16 protein-coding genes and 1 pseudogene are annotated in these 17,815 nt (G+C 72.4%); 8 read left to right on the forward strand and 9 right to left on the reverse strand.

All coding sequences use genetic code 11. The features are described from left to right. The first annotated feature begins 30 nt into the window (after positions 1 to 30). On the forward strand, positions 31 to 885 hold the full coding sequence (locus tag CMS_RS01785; protein WP_012297816.1) for an alpha/beta fold hydrolase: 855 nt from the start codon (positions 31 to 33) through the stop codon (positions 883 to 885). Continuing rightward, positions 878 to 1,468, forward strand: a complete 591-nt coding sequence (locus CMS_RS01790; RefSeq protein ID WP_012297817.1) for a TetR/AcrR family transcriptional regulator — start codon at positions 878 to 880, stop codon at positions 1,466 to 1,468. The genes CMS_RS01785 and CMS_RS01790 overlap by 8 nt, the downstream gene beginning before the upstream one ends. A 10-nt stretch (positions 1,469 to 1,478) precedes the next feature. On the opposite strand, the gene CMS_RS01795 is transcribed toward CMS_RS01790, so the two are convergent. Next, on the reverse strand, positions 1,479 to 2,411 hold the full coding sequence (locus CMS_RS01795) for a hypothetical protein (RefSeq protein WP_012297818.1): 933 nt from the start codon (positions 2,409 to 2,411) through the stop codon (positions 1,479 to 1,481). A 99-nt stretch (positions 2,412 to 2,510) separates the two neighbouring features. Continuing rightward, positions 2,511 to 3,113, reverse strand: coding sequence for a TetR/AcrR family transcriptional regulator (locus CMS_RS01800; RefSeq protein ID WP_012297819.1), 603 nt, complete (start codon positions 3,111 to 3,113; stop codon positions 2,511 to 2,513). A gap of 259 nt (positions 3,114 to 3,372) precedes the next feature. Between CMS_RS01800 and CMS_RS01805 the strand changes: the two genes are divergently transcribed. The 5 genes from CMS_RS01805 to CMS_RS01825 are packed head-to-tail and all read left to right on the forward strand — an operon-like array spanning position 3,373 to position 8,575. Next, positions 3,373 to 4,473 (forward strand): Gfo/Idh/MocA family protein, encoded by a 1,101-nt coding sequence (locus CMS_RS01805; protein WP_012297820.1) that lies wholly within the window; start codon positions 3,373 to 3,375, stop codon positions 4,471 to 4,473. Continuing rightward, on the forward strand, positions 4,470 to 5,282 hold the full coding sequence (locus tag CMS_RS01810; protein ID WP_012297821.1) for a hypothetical protein: 813 nt from the start codon (positions 4,470 to 4,472) through the stop codon (positions 5,280 to 5,282). Before CMS_RS01805 ends, CMS_RS01810 begins: the two co-directional genes overlap by 4 nt. A gap of 54 nt (positions 5,283 to 5,336) precedes the next feature. Further along, positions 5,337 to 6,659, forward strand: a complete 1,323-nt coding sequence (locus tag CMS_RS01815) for an ABC transporter substrate-binding protein (protein WP_012297822.1) — start codon at positions 5,337 to 5,339, stop codon at positions 6,657 to 6,659. A 51-nt stretch (positions 6,660 to 6,710) separates the two neighbouring features. Beyond that, positions 6,711 to 7,697, forward strand: a complete 987-nt coding sequence (locus CMS_RS01820) for a carbohydrate ABC transporter permease (protein WP_012297823.1) — start codon at positions 6,711 to 6,713, stop codon at positions 7,695 to 7,697. After that, positions 7,694 to 8,575 (forward strand): carbohydrate ABC transporter permease, encoded by an 882-nt coding sequence (locus CMS_RS01825; protein WP_012297824.1) that lies wholly within the window; start codon positions 7,694 to 7,696, stop codon positions 8,573 to 8,575. Before CMS_RS01820 ends, CMS_RS01825 begins: the two co-directional genes overlap by 4 nt. 77 nt (positions 8,576 to 8,652) lie before the next feature. Here CMS_RS01825 and CMS_RS01830 read toward each other — a convergent pair whose 3' ends face one another. The 6 genes and pseudogenes from CMS_RS01830 to CMS_RS01850 form a co-directional block, all read right to left on the reverse strand. Then, the gene (locus CMS_RS01830; protein ID WP_012297825.1) at positions 8,653 to 8,997 is read right to left on the reverse strand and encodes a hypothetical protein; all 345 of its coding nucleotides are present in this window, start codon (positions 8,995 to 8,997) and stop codon (positions 8,653 to 8,655) included. Positions 8,998 to 8,999: 2 nt separating this feature from the next. After that, on the reverse strand, positions 9,000 to 9,458 hold the full coding sequence (locus tag CMS_RS01835; protein ID WP_012297826.1) for a hypothetical protein: 459 nt from the start codon (positions 9,456 to 9,458) through the stop codon (positions 9,000 to 9,002). A gap of 9 nt (positions 9,459 to 9,467) precedes the next feature. After that, complete coding sequence (locus CMS_RS01840; protein WP_012297827.1) at positions 9,468 to 11,354, reverse strand: glycoside hydrolase family 2 protein; 1,887 nt, start codon at positions 11,352 to 11,354, stop codon at positions 9,468 to 9,470. A gap of 97 nt (positions 11,355 to 11,451) precedes the next feature. Then, positions 11,452 to 11,991, reverse strand: a complete 540-nt coding sequence (locus tag CMS_RS17685) for a hypothetical protein (protein ID WP_223842800.1) — start codon at positions 11,989 to 11,991, stop codon at positions 11,452 to 11,454. A 293-nt stretch (positions 11,992 to 12,284) separates the two neighbouring features. Beyond that, positions 12,285 to 12,650: pseudogene (locus tag CMS_RS18090) on the reverse strand (Gfo/Idh/MocA family oxidoreductase); the annotation flags it as partial. A 56-nt stretch (positions 12,651 to 12,706) separates the two neighbouring features. Then, positions 12,707 to 15,340: an MMPL family transporter gene (locus CMS_RS01850; protein ID WP_012297828.1), complete on the reverse strand. Its 2,634-nt coding sequence runs from the start codon at positions 15,338 to 15,340 to the stop codon at positions 12,707 to 12,709. Here CMS_RS01850 and CMS_RS01855 point away from each other — a divergent pair. Then, on the forward strand, positions 15,339 to 15,989 hold the full coding sequence (locus tag CMS_RS01855) for a TetR/AcrR family transcriptional regulator (protein WP_223842692.1): 651 nt from the start codon (positions 15,339 to 15,341) through the stop codon (positions 15,987 to 15,989). The two genes, CMS_RS01850 and CMS_RS01855, sit on opposite strands and share 2 nt — an antisense overlap. A 2-nt stretch (positions 15,990 to 15,991) precedes the next feature. Here the strand turns inward: CMS_RS01855 and CMS_RS01860 are convergent, their stop codons facing one another. Further along, a complete protein-coding gene (locus CMS_RS01860; RefSeq protein ID WP_094146304.1) occupies positions 15,992 to 17,797 on the reverse strand; it encodes a lipase family protein in 1,806 nt (601 codons plus the stop codon). Positions 17,798 to 17,815: the final 18 nt, after the last annotated feature.

The raw sequence follows: 17,815 nt of genomic DNA on the forward strand, positions 1-17,815 counted from the left end.
CTACGACGATTAGCTGCCCGGGAGGACATGATGAGCGACACCATGGAGATCGGCGTGGAGACCCTCGCCTACGACCTGAGCGGCGACGGCCCGCTCGTCGTGCTCGCCCACGGGATGGGCGACAGCCGCCGCTCCTACCGCTTCCTCGTGCCGCAGCTCGTGGCCGCCGGCTACCGGGTCGCGAACTTCGACATCCGCGGCTGCGGAGAGTCGAGCACCGGCTGGAGCGGCTACAGCCGCACCGACATCGCGGGCGACCTCGTCGCGCTGGTGCGGCACCTCGGCGGCCCGGCGGTCGTCGTCGGCCAGTCCATCAGCGGCGGCGCGGCGACCATCGCGGCGGCCGACGCCCCGGACGTCATCACCGGCGTCGTCGAGCTCGCGCCCTTCACCCGCGCGCAGTCGGCGGACCTCGGCGGCCTCCTCCGCGCGACGGCCCACCGGGCGGCGACCGTCCAGCTCGCCCGCGTCCTCCTCGGCGGCAGCCTCGCCGGATGGATGCGGTACCTCGACCTCGCGTTCCCCACCAAGCCCGCCGACTGGGCCGCCGAGAGCGGGCGCATCCGGGCGAGCCTCGGCCGACCCGAGCGCATGGCGGTGCTCAAGGCGATGGCGAAGACCAGCCCCGCGGATGCCGGCGCCCGGCTCGGCGACGTGCGGTGCCCCGTGCTCGTGGTCGAGGGCAGTGCGGATCCCGACTGGGCCGACCCGCGGGCCGAGGGCGAGCGGATCCTCGCCGACCTGCCCGCCGGCCTCGGCGACCTCGCGGTCATCGACGGCGCCGGGCACTACCCGCACACCGAGACGCCGGACGCGGTGCTGGCCCTGCTGCTGCCGTTCCTCGGCCGCACGTTCGCCGCGACGACCCCGGGCGCCCGTGCCTAGGGCCGGGCTCGACGCCGCGACCGTCACCGAGGCGGGCGCCGCGCTCGCCGACGAGATCGGCCTCGCGGGCCTCAGCATGGGCGCGGTCGCGGAGCGGCTCGGGGTCAAGACGCCCTCGCTCTACAAGCACGTCGCCTCCCTCGCCGATCTCCAGCACCGGATCGCCGTGCTCGCCACCACCGAGGCGGGCGACGCGATGCGCGACGCGACGCAGGGCCGGGCGGGCCAGGAGGCGCTGACCGGTGCGGCGCACGCGCTGCGCGACTACGTGACCGCGCATCCCGGGCGCTACGCGGCGACGGTCGGCGCGCGGTCGGCGGGCGAGGGGGATCCGCTCGACCCGGCGCGCGCCCGCACCCTCGACGCGCTGTCCGCCGTGCTGCATGGCTACCGGCTGGGCGAGGCCGACCGGATCCACGCCCTCCGGATGCTGCGCAGCGTGCTGCACGGCTTCGCGACGCTCGAGGTCGCCGACGACTTCCAGATGGCGACCGACATCGACGTGAGCTTCGGGTGGATCGTCGCGTTCCTCGACGGCGGCCTGCAGGCGACGGCCGGCGGAGGCGACGCGCGCGCGTCGTGAACTGGTCCGGCTAGCGGCCGAACAGGTCGTCGAGCCCGGGGATCCGGAAGCCCTCGGCGAGTCCGCCGACGCTGTCGCCCAGGCCGCCTATGCCGTCCCCGATGCCGGTGAGGTGCTCGGCGCCGCCCTGCGCGAGGCCGTCGACGCCCTCCGTGAGGCCGCTCACGCCCTCGCTGACGCCGTCGATCCCGTCGGTGAGTCCCGTGAGGCCTGTGAGTCCCTCGAGGCCGAAGCCCTCGGCGAGCCCGGCGAAGTCGACGCCGTCGGCCAGCGCGCCCGAGAGGAGCGGCCCGGCCACGCTGCTCACGGCGGCGCCGCCGGCCACCGCGATGGCCAGGCCGCCGAGCGCCGCGACCCCGGCGCCGGCGGCTGCGCCGCCCGCGAATGCGCCCATGCGGGAGCCGCCACGGGGGCCGGCGCCCGGCCGGGAGTCCGCCCCGCCGGCCGCCCCGCCGCCGAAGACGCGCTGCATGAGGCCAGGATGCGCGGTCTCGCCGCGGGTGGCCGCGCGCGCGAGGTCGTCCGTCCCTCCGCTGCGCGGCCGCTCGTGCGCGGGCAGCTCCTCGGTGAGACGCGCCTGCACCAGATCGCGCTGCTCGGGCGTGAGGCGGGCGAAGGCGTCGCGGTGCACCTGCTCCAGCTGGTCCGGATCCGCCGTGCGCAGCAGGTAGTCGTACTTGCCGAGGGCGACGCGGTCGGCCTCGCTCGTGCGCGGGCGAGCGTCGGCGGTCGCGGCACGGTGCGGCGATGCGGTCGGCTGCGCCCGGGAGGTGTCGTCCCCTCCGAGGTGACCGGCGGCGGTGCGCACGAGTCCGCGCCAGTCCGTGCCGGATCCGGAGCCGGGAGCGCCGACCGGCCGCTGCTGCCGCCCGTCGCGGGAGGATGAGGAGGCGTTGCCGAGCGCTCTCGCGGCGGCACCCAGGAGCTTCGAGAAGTCAGGCATGCGTCCACTGTCGCGGATCCGCATGAGGAGAACCCGACAGCGCCTGCGGACGTCGACCGGAGCGCTCCGCCGCGGTGGTCGGTCCGCGGGCCGCCTGCCTCAGTCCCAGCTCGCCGAGCCCGGCGGGACCGCCGCCCGCGCGCCGCCACGCCAGCGCGCGATCGACTGCTCCACGTACTCGCCGACGAGAGCGGGCAGGTCGAGGCTCGGGTTGTGGATCCACTGGATCTCGAGCCCGTCGAGGATCGCGAGGAAGCACGCGGCCTCGTAGTCGAGCGTCGCGTCGTCCATCGGCGGCACCTGCCCGAGCGCGACGGCCTCGTCGATACGGCGGCGGATCTGGGCGATCGTGCGCGCGTACCGGCCGCGCATGTACTCGTGGGCGGGGTGGGTCGCGTCGCTGGTCTCGGTCGCGAAGGTCAGGTACAGCTCGAGGAAGCCGCGGTGCTCCACGTGGTAGCGCATCAGGTCGACGAAGGCGCGGAGCGCGGGGAGGCCTGGTGCGGCCTCGGAGACGAACGGCTGCTGCCGGTCCCACTGCCGGAGCACCTCCGTCAGCAGCTCCTCCTTGCGGAAGTAGCGGAGCACGGCCGCGGGCGAGACGCCCACCTCGTCGGCGATCTCCTTGATGGTGGCGGCGCCGTAGCCGCGAACACCGAACACGCGAACGGCCGCCGCGACGATCTCGGCCCGTCGCCGCACGCCCGTCGAGTAGAGGCCGCGGGACGCGGCGCCCGCCGTGGGGACCGATTCCGTGGCCGCGCTCTCATCCGCACCATCACGCGGAAAACTTTCCGTGAGCCCGGCGGATCCCCGAGGTTCCGCGGCGGCTCTCCGCGACTCGGTCACGATGTGATCACCTCCCCTTGTGCCCCTGTGGACCGGGACGTACAGTGACTCAACCGTAAACGAAGCGTCAGTTTGCGTCCTGCGGCTTTCATTCCTGAGGACGAGGGCGTTCATGGGCGAAGAGGTGTTCGGTGTCGGCCTGATCGGGGCCGGGCCGGTCGGGCAGGCCATCCACCTGCCGACCCTGGCGCGCATGGCGGATCGGTTCCGGGTCGTCCACGTGATGGACGTCGACGCCGACGTCGCCGAGCGCGTCGCCGCCCGCGTGGGAGCCCGGCACTCGACCGACGCGGACGCGCTCATCGAGGATCCGGCGGTCGACGTGGTCGTCATCGGCAGCCCGAACCGCTTCCACGCCGAGCAGGTCGTCGCCGCGTGCCACGCCGGCAAGCGGGCCGTGCTGTGCGAGAAGCCGCTCGCCGTCTCGGCCAAGGAGGGCCGGGCCATCGCCCGCGCGTCCGCCGAGCACGGGGTGCCCGTGATCGTCGGCACGATGCACGCGTTCGACCCCGCGTGGATCGCCGCGGCGGCCGCCTGGGACGCCTCCGGCCGCGCGCCGCACACCGTCCGCATCTCGGCCGTCATCCCGCCGAACCCCGACTCCGAGGACTCCGCCACCGAGATCGTCGGGCGCCCCGCACCGCGGATCGTGGGCGAGCCGGACGTCGAGGCGCAGGCGCTCGCGGTCACCGGCGGCGTGCTCGGCCTCGCGATCCACGACCTCCCGCTCGCGCGCCGCCTCCTGCCCGACGCCCGCCCGCGCGTGGTCAGCGCGCGCGCCCTCCGGCCGTGGGGCTACGAGATCGTCGCGATGGTGGGCGAGAGCGTGCTCGAGATCCACGGCATCGGCGGGGCCTCGTGGGATCCCGAGTGGACGCTCGACGCCATCGCGCGCGACCGCTCGCTCCACCTCGACTTCTCGCTCTCCTACGTGCACGCCGGATCCAGCACCGCCACGCTCACGAACGCCCGCGGCACCACCGGCTGGGGCCCCTATGTCGACAACGGCTACCTCGGCGAGTGGGAGCACGTCCACGACGTGATCACCGGGGCCGCGGCGCTGGTGCCGATGGAGGTGCAGCTCGCCGACCTCGACCTCGCGACCGACATCGCGGAGCAGTGCGCGGCGATCATCCGGGCGGGCGGCGCCGTCCCCGCGGCGACCGAGGCCGGATCCGCCGCGGACCCCGCCCCGACGGACGTCGCGGCATGAGCGCCCTCACCCTCCGCATCGATCCCGCGGCCTCGGCGACCCACGCGCACGCCGCCGTCGCGACCCTCGCCTCGCTGCCCGAGTCCTTCCGCCGCACCGACGACGCGGGCGACGTGGTCGTGGTCGCCGGGGGTGACGGCTGGGCTGGCCGCGCGACGGGCGCCGCCCGCTCCGGCGCGCGCGCCCTGCTCGTGCTCGACCCCGGTCCCGTCGACGACGCCGACCTCGCCGACCTCGCCGCCGCGGGCATCCCCGTGGTGCTCGACGTGCCGTGGCGGCACGACGAGGCCGTGCGCCGGGTCGCGCCGCGGATCCACCGCCTCGCCGCACCCGGCGCCCTGTTCGAGGCCCGTGCCACCGTCGCCTCCACCGACGACCTCGCCGGCTCCGCCCGGGCCCTCGCGCTCACCGCGAAGACGCTCGTCGGCTCGCCGCTGACGGAGCTGGCGCCGCTGGCCTGGACGCCCGACCACCTCATGCTGTCCGGCACCACCGCATCCGGCGTGCACGTGATCGTCAGCACCGTCGTCACCGCGCACGCCCACGCGTGCGCGACCTTCCGCCTGGTCGTCGGCGACCGTGCCGCGCACGTCGCCCTCCCCGCGCCGGGCACGGCCGCTCCCGGACGCGCGAGCGTCACGGACGCCGCCGGCCGCGAGGACCTCCCCGTCGTCTTCGAGTCCGGCCACCGCACCGCGATGCGCCTGGCCCGCGACGCCGCCCACGGCCGATGCGTCCCCGACGATGTCGCCGACCTCCGCGTGCTGCTCGCCGCGGCCCCCGCGCTCGCCGCCGGCGCGCGCCCCTAGACCCAGCCCCTTCCCTTCCACCACACACCGCACCACCGGACAACGGAGTCAGAAATGCCACAGCAGTCATCCAGCGCCTTCGGCAACGGCCTCACCCGACGATCCCTCCTGAGCGCGGGCGTCGGCGCCGCGGCGGTCGGCCTCCTCGCCGCCTGCAGCGGCGGCGGAGGCGGCGCATCGGGCGCCGCCGCGCCCCTCAAGTTCTGGAACATGCCCTGGGGCGCGCCCGCCTTCCTCACCGAGGACAAGGCGATCTCCGCGGCCTACAAGCCGGCGAGCGGCATGGGCAAGGTCAGCTACCAGCAGGTCCAGTGGGCCAACTTCACGCAGACCTTCTCGACCGCGGTCGCCGCCAACAACGGCCCCGCCGTGAGCTCGGGCGGCGGGACGACGGCGTTCCTCTTCGAGTCGCAGGGCAAGATCGCGTACGCCGACGACCTCATCGAGACGTGGAAGGGCAACGGGATCTACGACGACTTCCTCCCGGGCCTCGTCGACACCCTCAAGACGGCCAACGGCTACGCGGCCGTCCCGTACAACCTCGACATGCGCATGTACTGGTACCGCAAGGACCTGCTCGAGAAGGCCGGCGCCGACGTGCCGACCGACTGGGACTCCTACGAGGCCGCGTGCGCCGCCCTCAAGAAGATCGGCGTCTACGGCTACGGCACCCGCTCGGGCGCCGGCGCGTTCACCGGCTTCCACCAGATCGTGGCCCACAAGATCAACAACGGCGGCGGCCTCTTCGACGCCGACCAGAACCCGGACGTCGTCACCGACAAGAACATCGAGGCGGTCGAGTGGGTCCTCGGCATGGTGAAGAACGGCTACGTGGATCCCCGCAGCGCCACCTACACCTCCGACAACGCGTACCAGCAGATGGACGCCGGCACCTTCGGCATGTTTTGGGACGGCGCGGGGGCCACGGCCAACGTGAGCCCCGAGACCGCGGCGCAGATGGTGGTGGGCGACCCGCTCGTGGGCCCCGGCGGCGAGAAGGGCGCGCTCTACTTCCCGAACAACATCATGATGTACAAGTCGACGCCCAGCCAGGAGAACAGCGAGGCGTTCCTCACGTACTACTACCAGAACATGAAGTCGCTCTGGACGAAGCAGACCGGCATCGGCCTGCCGCCGCTGAAGTCCATCGCCGACGAGGCGTACGCCGACGACCCGAACACCACGAAGATCCTCAACGACTGGCAGCCCATCTCGAAGACGTGGGGTGCCCCCGGCTCGAACACGGTCTTCCAGAACGTGACCAAGGTCGACGGCACGCAGCCGACGATCTCGTTCGCCCAGGCGGTGCTCGCCGGTTCCGTGACGGCCAAGGCCGCGCTCGAGACGCTGCAGAAGGAGCTGGAGGCCGGCGCGTGATCTGCGTGGTCCGCGTCGTCCCGGAGGCCGTGACGTGGACGGGGTGATCTGATGGCGGTCGACACCCGCGTCGCCGACAAGATCGGGCTGGCCCGCCGCGGCGTCGGCGTGGCCGGCCCCGGTCGGCCGCCCGCCGCGCCGCGGAAGGGCCGCGGGAAGACGCCGCTCGGCCGGGCGGGGAAGACGCTGACGCTGTTCGCGCTGCCGTCCCTCCTCCTGCTCGTGCTGCTCAACGTCTACCCGGTCGTGTACTCGTTCCTGCAGTCGCTGCAGCAGGGCACGCCGTCGACGCTGCCGTGGCAGACGCCGTTCGTCGGGCTCGAGAACTACGCGAACGTGCTCACGTCGGAGTCGTTCCGCAATGCGACCACGTTCACGATCGTGTTCACGGTGGTGGGCGTGTTCGGGTCGTGGCTCGTGGGGCTCGCGCTCGCGCTGCTGCTGCGCACCCGGATCCCCGGCAACGGGTTCTTCAAGGTGCTGCTGCTGCTGCCGTGGATCGTCCCGGTGGTCGTCTCGGCGACCTCGTGGAACTGGCTCGTGGCGACGCCGCAGAGCCCGGTGCCGATCATCCTGGAGCGGCTCGGGTTCCCCGACGCGAACTTCCTCGGCGATCCCGTCCTGGCGCAGGTCGTGGTCTGCGTCTTCAAGGTGTGGATCAGCTTCCCGTTCATGCTGATGATGATGTCCTCGGCGCTCGCGTCGGTCGACACCAACGTCTACGAGGCGGCGAAGATGGACGGCGCGAGCGCCTGGCAGGCGTTCCGCGGCGTGACCCTCCCGATCATCTCCCGCACCACGTACATCAGCTGGGTGCTGATGACGATTTTCTGCGTCAACGACTTCCCGACGATCTTCCTGCTCACGCAGGGCGGTCCCGTGAACGCGACGACGTCGCTGATCGTGCTGGCGTACCAGCAGGCGTTCCAGAACCTGCAGACCGGCCCGGCGACCGCGGTGGCCTTCATGATGACGGCCGTGCTCGTCATCGTGTCGACGCTGCTGTACCGGCAGATCAAGAAGGCGGACATCGAATGAGCCAGGCACTCGCCGTCGGCGGCGCCACGTCGGCGACCGTCGGGGACATCACGCGCAGGTCGGCGAAGGAGCGGGAGCAGAAGGGCCAGTGGTGGCGCTTCCTGTTCATCGCGATCATCACGCTCATCGTGATCACGCCCATCCTCGCGGTGCTGTTCCTCTCCACCCAGCCGGGTCAGAACTCGACGGCCACCGGGTTCACGTTCGAGAACTTCGAGCGCGTGCTCGGCGGCACCGACGTGATGATCTGGCTCGGCAACAGCCTCATCGTCGCGCTCGTGACCGTCGTCGTCTCGGTCGTCATCGCGGCGCCGGCCGGATACGTGCTCAGCCGCTCGCGGTCGAAGCTCGTCTCGGGATACTCGCTCGTGCTGTTCGTGGTGCAGGCCCTGCCGGTGGTGACGGCGGCGATCCCGCTGTTCATCACCTTCTCGGCCATGGGCCTCATCAACACGCTGCAGGGCGTGGCGATCATCTACATCGGCTCGACCATGTCGGTCGCGATCTGGATGATGGCGGCGTACATCGACTCCATCCCCATCACCCTCGAGGAGGCGGCGTGGATGGACGGCGCGAGCGTGTTCAGCGGATTCATCCACGTGGTGCTGCGCAACTCGCTGCCGGGCATCCTCTCGACCGCGATCTTCTCGTTCTTGCTGGCCTGGAACGACTACCTGATCGCGCTCCTGTTCCTGCAGGACTTCACGAAGTACACCCTCCCCATCGGCCTCAACACGTTCTTCCAGCAGAACGCGGCCGACTGGGGATCGGTGATGGCGGTCGCGGTCATCATGATGCTGCCGCCCGTGCTGATCTTCGCCTTCCTGAACCGCTACTTCAGCGTCGGCGGGATCGGCGGGTCGCTCGCCGGGAGGTGATGCGGCCTCGCCCCTTGCGAGAGCCCGCCCTCGTGGTCCATGTGGATGGCGGGGGTGGGCTCTCGTCGTGCGGGGCTCTACTTCGTCTGGTTCGGATGCCTCGTGTGCACCTGCTCGAGGTGGACCGTCCGGCCCTCCACGTAGAACCAGATGCGAGCGTCGCCTCGCGCGGTCGGCTTGTGCTGCCACCGCACGTGCCGCTCGCCGTCGCGCGTGACGGCTCCGAGCTCCTCGCCCTTCAGTGGGTAGTTCGTCGGGGTGCGCTCCGTCGGTGTCCGGGTGAGGAAGTCCCACGTGTCGGCCAGCGGTCCGCGGATCGTCGCGGCCAGGTCCTGCCACCCCTTCCGCGCGCTCTCGGTGGCGAAGACGATCGTGTACTCGGACTTCTTCGTCGGCCGTGGGACCTGAGGATCCTTCGCCACGGTCAGGGGCGCTCGACCGGCGTCGGGCGCGCGAGCCACTCCACCGGCGAGGAGGCGAGCCCCGCGGCGATGGCTGTCGCGCTCTCGCGCCAGGAGGTGAGCTCGGCGATCGCGAGGTGGGGCTGGCCGGTGGAGAAGGAGGCCCGCGCGGCGTTGACGAGCTCGCGCGAGCAGGTCTCGCGATCCGTGGGCGAAAGGGCGAGCATCCACGGGAACCGCTCGGACATGCGCGAGGCGAGAGAGCCCTCGTCATCGAGCGTGACGGTGATGAGGTCGGCCGCGAACTGGAGGAGCTGCGCCTGCGCATCCGCCGCCGTCTGGGACATGAGCACCAGCGTCTCGCCGTCCCGACGGGTGACCTGCACCGGGTGGTCCTCCGCCTCGGCGAACACGTCGGCCGAGTGCTTGCTCAGGTCGGATGAGCGACGGGTCGTCGTGCGGGCGCCATGGATGAGGGGCATGACGCCAGTTTATTCGGAACGCGTTCGGAAGTCCACGCCGCCTACGTCCCGCTCCTCGTACGCCGCCCGCTGCTGCACCTCGCGGATCCGCGCGATGTCGAACTTGGGGCGGCGGTGGAAGTCGTAGATGCCGTTCTGCTCCTGGAACGTGTCGGTCAGCTGCGTGAAGCAGTAGCCGAACATGTGCGGATCCTCGAGCAGCACCTCGGTGAGGCCGCGGAAGCGGGCGTGCCACTCCTCGACGGTCGCGACGCGCTCGCCGTAGCCCCAGGAGACGGCGCGCGCGGGGTCGTCGGATGCATCCTGCGGGCGGTCGATCTCCTCCGGGTTCCACCAGATCCCGCCGTACTCGGAGACGAAGAACGGCTGGCCGGCGTAGGGCACGGAGATCGCGCGGCCGTCGAGGTCGTTGACGAACGGGCGGCCGTCGGCGAGGCCGGACTGCTCGCGACGGAACGCGTCCGGGTCCTGCTCGTAGGAGTGCGAGTCGTAGACGTCGGAGGAGCGGACGCGGTGCGAGTAGCCGGAGGCGTCGAGGACGGGACGCGACGGATCCGCCGCCTTCGTGGCCAGGTACATGCCGGCGGTCACGTCGTCCAGCTGCGTGATGCGGTCGTGCAGCGGCTGGTACGTCTCGTTGAGCGGGCACCAGCCGACGATCGACGGGTGGGAGCGGTCGCGCGTGACGGCCTCGATCCACTGGGTGATGAACGACGCCGTCGGCTGCTGCGCGTCCTTGCCGAGGCCGCCGCCCGCGCCCCAGTCGCCGAACTCGCCCCAGACAAGGTAGCCGAGCCGGTCGGCGTGGAAGAGGAACCGCTCCTCGAACACCTTCTGGTGGAGGCGCGCGCCGGTGAAGCCCGCGGCCATCGACAGCTCGATGTCGCGGACGAGCGCGGCGTCGTCGGGCGAGGTCATGAGGGTGTCCGGCCAGTAGCCCTGGTCGAGCACGAGCCGCTGGAAGACGCGGCGGCCGTTGAGGAGCACGTCGCGGCCGTCGATGGAGATGGAGCGGAGGCCGCCGTAGGAGGCGACCTCGTCGACCACCCGGTCGTCGTCGCCCGAGGCGTCGACCAGGCGCAGGGTGATGTCGTACAGGTGCGGGTCCTCCGGCGACCACTCGCGCACGCGGCTCTCGGGGATGCGCAGGGTGACGCGCGCGCCGAGGTCGCCTGCGGGAATCCGCGCCCGCGTGATCTCGCCGTCCGCGTCCGCGAGCACGGCCTCGAACGCGAGGCCGGCCGTCCGATGCGAGAGCTCCGGGGTGACGGTGAAGGAGGAGTCGGCGCGCTGCGGCTCGATGTGCGCCGAGCGGATGTGCGCCTCGGGCACCGGCTCCAGCCACACCGTCTGCCAGATCCCGGTCGTGCGGGTGTAGAAGCACGCCGTGTTCTCGAACCAGGTGGCCTGCTTGCCGCGGGCCTGCGGCGCGTCGCGGGTGTCGCGGGCGCGGACCACGATGGTCAGCTCCTCCTCGTCGGCGCGCACGCCGAGATCCGCCGTGAACGACGTGAAGCCGCCGCGGTGCCGGGCGACCTCCTCGCCGCCCACCCACACGGTGGCGTCGTGGTCGACGGCGCCGAAGTGGAGGAGGACGCGGCGGCCGCTCCAGCCCGCGGGGATCCGCACGGTGCGGCGGTACCAGACGGCCGTGAGGAAGTCGACGTCGCCGATGCCCGACGCGGTGGACTCCGGGGCGAACGGCACGAGGATCTCCTCCGCCAGATCGCGTTCGAGCAGCCCGCGCTCGAGCCCGCTGTCGCCGCGGTCGCGCTCGAACTGCCACGGGCCGTTGAGGTTCAGCCAGTCGGGGCGCGTGGACTGCGGGCGCGGGTGCTCGGGCTTGGGGATGGCGGATGCGGCGGTGCTGCCGGACGTCGCGGTGCTGTCGGTCATGATCGGGCTTCCTGTCGTCGAGACGGAGGGGAGGTGCGGTCGACGCCAGCCTGCCGCGGCGGGATGGGACGGCGCCGCACGCGAGGCGGGCTGCCGGTCAGCGGGCGTCGCGCGGGGCGGTCGCCGCGGGCGGGTCGGCGTGCGCGGATCCCCACGCCGGGGTGCGGATGCCGTCCGCGGCGCTCGGCCAGGACCGCAGCAGGTCGGCGACGTCGGGGCTCCGCTCGTCGGCGATGGCCTGCGCCAGCGCGTTCTCCAGCAGGTCGGCGATGACGACGCGCTCGCCGCCCCGCTCGCTGCTGCGGATCGCGCCCTCCACCATCGCGAGGCTGAGCACGTTGTGCCGCACCTCCGTCGGCGGCGTGGTGCCGGTGCGGAGGGATCCGACGAACTGCTCGAGCGACGCCCGGATCTCCTCGGGGCCGTCGGGCACGTGGAAGGTCGCGCCGGGAACGTCGACGCGCACGACGTCGTCGCCGTCCCACGACGCGGCGCCGTGCTCGCCGTACGCGCGCCAGTCCGCGTTCCACGACGTGGGCATGCCGGGTGTGCATCGGCTGCCGACGTAGGCGAACCGGGCGCCGGATGCGAGCTCGAAGTCGGCGGTCGGGCCGCGTCGCCGGCGAACCAGCTCCACGGCGGGTTCCACGAGCTGCAGCGCACGGCCACCGGCTCCTCGCCCGTCGCGTACCGCAGCTGGTCGAAGTGGTGGATGGACATGTCGACGAGCAGCGGGTGCGCCATCCGCTCGCGGAAGCCCGGCTCGTGATCCTCGTGCAGGAACTGCGCGTGCACGACCGCGAGCGGCCCCACCTGCGCGACCGCCTCGCGGAACGCGGCCAGGTGGGTGAAGTACCGGCGCGACTGGCTGACCATCAGGAGCCCGCCGGTGATGTCGGCCAGCGCGACCTGGCGGAGCGCCTCGGCGACGGTCGGCGCGAGCGGCTTCTCGCACAGCACCGGGAGGCCCGCGCGGAGCGCCTGCTCGTTGACGACGCGGTGCGCCTGCGGCACGGTCACGTTGACCACGGCCCGGGCGCCGGAGCGGGCGGCGACCTCGGCGACGGACGCGCCCACGACGATCCCCTCGAGCCCGGCGGCGCGCACAGCGGACTCCGCGAGCGGCACGTCGAGGTCGACGACCCCCACGAGCGCGGCGTGCGGGGAGTCGGCGAGCATGCGGATCCACATGGCGCCCATGACGCCGGCGCCCACCACGACGACGGGCAGGCGGTCGGGTGCAGGTGCGTCGGCGGGTGCGTCGGCGGCTCCCGGTCGGCGATAGGACGTGGTCATGGTGCTCGCCTTCCGGGCACGACGGAGGGCCCGCCCCGACGATACCGGGCGTGCGCTCAGTCGCGCGGGGCCGCCGCCGTCTCGGCCTCGATGGTCGTCGCGGTGGGCGGGGCCGCGTGCGCGCCGTGCCCGCCGTCCGCCGGGAGGCCGGCCGGGAGATCCGCCGCCGGCGTCGACGCCGCCGCCGCGTGCGGGTGCGTGCGCTCGAGCGCGGCGCCCTCGATGTCGACGTCCGGGAGGATCCTGTCGAGCCAGCGCGGCAGCCACCAGGCCGAGCGGCCGAGCAGGTGCATGAGCGCGGGCATCAGCAGCATCCGCACCACGAACGCGTCGAGGAGCACGCCGAACGCGAGGCCGAACCCGATGGAGCGGATGATCGTCGACTCCGAGAAGACGAAGCCGCCGAACACCGACACCATGATGAGCGCCGCCGCCGTGACGACCGCGCGCCCGGCCCGGAGGCCCTGCACCACCGCGAGCCGCGCCTCGGCGCCGTGCACGTACGCCTCCCGCATCCCGCTCGCGAGGAACAGCTGGTAGTCCATGGCGAGGCCGAAGAGGATCCCGACGAGGATCACCGGCAGGAAGCTCAGGATCGGCCCGCTGTTCTCGAGCCCGATGAGGCTGGCCCCCCAGCCGAACTGGAACACCGCGACGATGAGGCCGTAGGTCGCGAACAGCGACAGCACGAACCCGCCGGTCGCGATGAGGGGCAGGAGGATCGAGCGGAACACCACGATCAGGATCAGCAGCGACAGCCCCACGACCACGAGCAGGTAGAGCGGCAGCACCGCGGCCAGCGCCTCGGAGATGTCGATGTTGGTGGCGGCCTGCCCGGCGACGCCGAGCGTGATGCCGCCGTCGAGCTCGGGCAGCGCGCGGATGTCCTGCACGAGCTGCTCCGTGGACGCGCTGTTCGGGCCCTCCTGCGGGAGCACCTGGAACGCGAGCACCGTGTTGTCGTCGGTGTTCGCGACCGGGGCGACGGCGACCACGTCGTCGAGGTCGTGCAGCGCCTGCGCGACGTCGACCTGCGTGGCGAGGAGATCCGCGTCGGCGAGGCCGGCCGGCACGTCGGCGACGACGAGCAGCGGGCCGTTGGCGCCCTCGCCGAACTCGTCGGCGACCGTGCTGAACGCGCGCTCGCTGGTGGATCCGGCCGGCTCGCTGGATCCGTCGGGCAGGCCGAGCCGCATCGACAGGCTCGGGATCGCGACCACGAGCAGGGCGACGACCGTGCCGACCACGGTGAGCACGGCGCGGGCGTTCGACATCGGCTTGAGCGCCTTCGCGGCATCCTGCGGGCTGGGTGCCGACGCGGCCCGGCTCGCCGACGCGCGGTCGCGCTTCCGCAGCACCCGCGTCCCGGCGAGGCCGAGCACGGCGGGCGTCAGCGTGATCGCGACCAGCACGGCCACGAGCACGCAGACCGCGCCGACCGTTCCCATCAGCGCGAGGAACGGCACGCCCGTGATGTTGAGGGCGAGCAGCGCGACGATGACGGTGGATCCCGCGAACACGACCGCCGTGCCCGAGGTGCCGTTGGCGAGCCCGATGGACTCGCGCACGCCCGTGCCGGCGAGCATCTGCTTCCGGTGCCGGTTGACGATGAAGAGGGAGTAGTCGATGCCGACCGCGAGGCCGAGCATCACGCCGAGCACCGGGGTCACCGACGCCATGTCGACGACGCCGGAGAACGCGAGCGAGGCCGTGACGCCGACGCCCACGCCGACCACCGCGGTGACGATGGGCAGCGACGCGGCGATGAGCGTGCCGAGCATCACGATGAGCACGATGGCCGCGAACACGAGGCCGACGACCTCGCCGATGCCGAAGATCTCGGGCACGCCCTGCGCCAGGTCGGTCGCGAAGTCGACGCTCGTGCCGTCGACGGGGGAGTCCTGGAAGTGCGCGATCGCGGACTCCTTGGTCTCCTCGGAGAGCTCGAGGCGCGGATCCGTGAAGGAGACGTTGACGATGGCCGTCGAGCCGTCCGCCGAGACGACGCCGATGCCGTCCGTGAGGCCGAGGAGCGTGCGGCCGAGCTCGGCCTGCTCGGCGCCGGACTCGAGCTGCGTGCGCGAGGAGTCGACCGTCGCCTGCTGCTGCTGGAGGGCCTGGGTCTGCTGGTCGAGCTGGGCCTGCTGCGCGTCGAGCGCGGCGATCTGCGCGGCCGGAGCGCCCGCGGCCTCGGCCTGCTGGCGCGCGGCGGTGAGCTGCTGCTGGCCCGCGTCGAGCTGCGCCTTCCCGGCGTCGAGCTGCTGCTGCGCGGCATCGAGCTGGGTGCGGCCCGCGGTGATCTGCGCGTCGCCGCTCTGGAGCTGCGCGGCCTGGTCGGCGCGCTGCTGGGTGACGGCGAAGGGATCCACGACGCGCGCGACGCCCGGGAGGTCGCCCGCGCTGGTGGCGAGGGCGGAGATGTCCTGCTTCTGCTGGTCGGTGAATGCCGAGCCGTCGGTCGTGCGGTAGACGACGGTGCCGGTGCCGCCCGCGGTGTCGGGGAGCGTCTGCGCGAGCTCGTCGGTGACGGCGCCGGACGCCGTGCCCGGGATGTCGAAGCTGTTGCCGAGGGTGCCCGCGAACGCGAGGAACGAGCCCACGCCGATGCCGAGGATCACCACCCACGAGACGATCACGAGCCACGCGCGACGCGCGGCCATCGAACCGAGCCGGTACAGCACTGACGCCATGTCATCTCCCTCAGACGAGTCGACGATACGCTACGTCTCGTCTAGTTTGTGGAGCTACCACATGCAGGTGAACGAGCACCGAACCGGACGGGTCCGCAGCGAGGCGGCACGCGAGGCGATCCTCGGCGCGACCGTGCGCCTCATCCACGCCGTCGGCTACGACCACCTCACGATCGAGGGCGTCGCCAAGGAGGCGGGGGTCGGCAAGCAGACGATCTACCGGTGGTGGCCGTCGCGCGGCGCCCTCATCGCCGAGTGCATGACCGAGGGGCGGTTGATCCCGGTCGAGTTCGCCGTGCCCGACACGGGCGACCTCCTCGCCGACATCGAGCGCTGGCTCACCGACGTGCTCGCCGTGCTGGATGCGCCCACCGGCGGCCCGCTCGTCCGCTCGCTCGTGGCGGCCGCCGCCGAGGACGCGGCCGTGGGCGACAGCCTGAGCGCGAGCCTCGGCGTCGACCGCGACCTCTCCGAGCGCCTGGCCTCGGGGATCCGCGCGGGCCAGCTCCCCGCCGACGCCCCCGTCGAGGAGCTCGGCCAGGCGATCCTCGGCGTCATCGTGCTGCGCGTGCTCGGCCGCCAGGGTGACCACGCGGAGAGCGTGACGCGGCTGGTGCGGTTCGTGCTGGGAGCGGGTGCGTCGTCCTGACGTCAGGGAGTCTGGTCGCGCACTCCCTCCACGACTCCGGGCTCCATCCCGTTCTCGGACAGGTACTTCATCGCACGCTCGATCGTGACGATCTTGCGCGTGAGCTCCTTGAGCACAGAGGAGGACTCGTCGCTGAACTCGTCGAGCCGCTCGTGCTCGCGGCGGACCGCGATCTCCGTCTGCGCCAGGAGGTCCCAGATGCCGCTGTCGGGTTCGAGTCCTTGCCGCCTGCGGAGGATGGTCGCCGTCAACCGCGTCTGCACGACCGATTCGACAGTCTCGGCGGTGGTCGCCGGGCTCGCCAGCCCGAACGCGATGCCTCCTCCACCCGCGGACACGAGGGTCCCTGCTGTGAGGAGTCCGCCGATCATGCCGCCCGGGCCGAACGCGGCGAGCGCGCTGGTGAGAGCTGCGCCGCCGGCGAGGCCAGCTCCGGCCGCCAGCGCCAGCCCGCCGGTCGCGACGATGATGGCGACCGCACCGGCACCGACCGCTCCCCATCTCAGCCAAGTGCCGTTGCGGGCTCCGGTGAGGGCGTCCTGCGCCTCCTTGGCAGCGGCGAACACGTCCGCTCCGAAGCGGCTGGACAGCCCCATCTCCGCGGTGAGGTCCTCCATGGCCCGCTGTCGATCGGCCTTCGCGACCGCGATCTCGAACGGCCGGATGATGTTCTCGGTGGCGAGCACGGTCATGACGACCGCCGCGGTCTCCTTCGTGAGGTGCTGGCCTGGCACGGGCTCGGGGGCGACGGCAGCCGCATCGGTCACGTCGAAGGCCAGCCGTGCGATCGCTGACGCCAGGGGACGGCCCTCCTCCTCGTTCCGACCCTTCAGCTGGGCGACGGCGGCGGCCTGCACGAGCCGCAGAGCGCCGACGAACCGGTCGCGGTCCGACCCCGTGAGCCGCTGGGCCGTCAGGTGCCCGTACCGCAGTGCGAGGACGGTCAGGACCTCGCTCTCGTCCAGGGGGACGGCGGCGCCCGTCTCCGCGTGGGCCAGCTCTCGGGACGACGAGCCGAAGAGCGCGAATCCGATGGCAGCGGCTACGGAGCCGTGGGACAAGTACGCGGCTGCGCGGTGTGCGGGGATGAGCACCTGATGGGTGGTGATCCGGAAGTCGATCAACCACGGGAACCCGGATGACAGCCCGCGATGGGCGGAGACGGGATCCCCGAAGTTCCAGAAGTTGACCCACCGGCCGAGGTTGGTCGGCGGTTCCTGCAGGACGTCCCGGAGCTTGTCGACGTTGACGCTCCCGTGCGCGAGCGGGCTGCCGATGGTGATGAATCCCGTCACGCGCACCTCGGGCGGCAGCCGTCGCAGGAGATCCGCGGCGATGACGGATCCCAGGCTGTGGCCGACCAGCACGATGTCACCCTCTGAGGGGATGCGCGCGAGGATCAGGCTGAGCACTTGCGCGCGGATCTGAGGATCCGTCGCGTAATTGCGGGCCTGAGTGAACCGGCGGTCGCGCAGCGCCACGCTGAATGCCGCCTCCGCGAAGGGCACGCCCGGTCCTGGGTCCTCGTGTCCGAGCCGGACCTCCAGGGCGCCCATGCGCTGCTCGAACTCCCGACGGTTCGTGCGCGCCGCCTCGCGGACGGGCTGCTTGATGGTCAAGCCGGGCAGGGCCGTCTTCTCATCCCAGCCGAAGAGGGCGTGGGAGTACTTCGGCGCGATGACCTCCACCCCTACGAGGTCCGGGTAGCCGAGCCCAGCCAGACCGCGGGTGAGGTGCTCCCGCCACGTGTCCTCCTTGTCTCCGTCACCGATGCCGTGCAGGAATACGAGGACAGGTCCATCGGCCATGGGGGGGGGCTCCATTCA

The organism is Clavibacter sepedonicus (assembly GCF_000069225.1).
Classification (GTDB): domain Bacteria; phylum Actinomycetota; class Actinomycetes; order Actinomycetales; family Microbacteriaceae; genus Clavibacter; species Clavibacter sepedonicus.

What these genes read in the sequence shown, in the direction of transcription:
- CMS_RS01855 (WP_223842692.1), top strand. Translation starts at nt 15,339, where the DNA reads ATGTCATCTCCCTCAGACGAGTCGACGATACGCTACGTCTCGTCTAGT.
- CMS_RS01850 (WP_012297828.1), bottom strand. Translation starts at nt 15,340, where the DNA reads ATGGCGTCAGTGCTGTACCGGCTCGGTTCGATGGCCGCGCGTCGCGCG.
- CMS_RS01835 (WP_012297826.1), bottom strand. Translation starts at nt 9,458, where the DNA reads ATGCCCCTCATCCATGGCGCCCGCACGACGACCCGTCGCTCATCCGAC.
- CMS_RS01825 (WP_012297824.1), top strand. Translation starts at nt 7,694, where the DNA reads ATGAGCCAGGCACTCGCCGTCGGCGGCGCCACGTCGGCGACCGTCGGG.
- CMS_RS01785 (WP_012297816.1), top strand. Translation starts at nt 31, where the DNA reads ATGAGCGACACCATGGAGATCGGCGTGGAGACCCTCGCCTACGACCTG.
- CMS_RS01805 (WP_012297820.1), top strand. Translation starts at nt 3,373, where the DNA reads ATGGGCGAAGAGGTGTTCGGTGTCGGCCTGATCGGGGCCGGGCCGGTC.
- CMS_RS01860 (WP_094146304.1), bottom strand. Translation starts at nt 17,797, where the DNA reads ATGGCCGATGGACCTGTCCTCGTATTCCTGCACGGCATCGGTGACGGA.
- CMS_RS01820 (WP_012297823.1), top strand. Translation starts at nt 6,711, where the DNA reads ATGGCGGTCGACACCCGCGTCGCCGACAAGATCGGGCTGGCCCGCCGC.
- CMS_RS01840 (WP_012297827.1), bottom strand. Translation starts at nt 11,354, where the DNA reads ATGACCGACAGCACCGCGACGTCCGGCAGCACCGCCGCATCCGCCATC.
- CMS_RS01810 (WP_012297821.1), top strand. Translation starts at nt 4,470, where the DNA reads ATGAGCGCCCTCACCCTCCGCATCGATCCCGCGGCCTCGGCGACCCAC.
- CMS_RS01795 (WP_012297818.1), bottom strand. Translation starts at nt 2,411, where the DNA reads ATGCCTGACTTCTCGAAGCTCCTGGGTGCCGCCGCGAGAGCGCTCGGC.
- CMS_RS01815 (WP_012297822.1), top strand. Translation starts at nt 5,337, where the DNA reads ATGCCACAGCAGTCATCCAGCGCCTTCGGCAACGGCCTCACCCGACGA.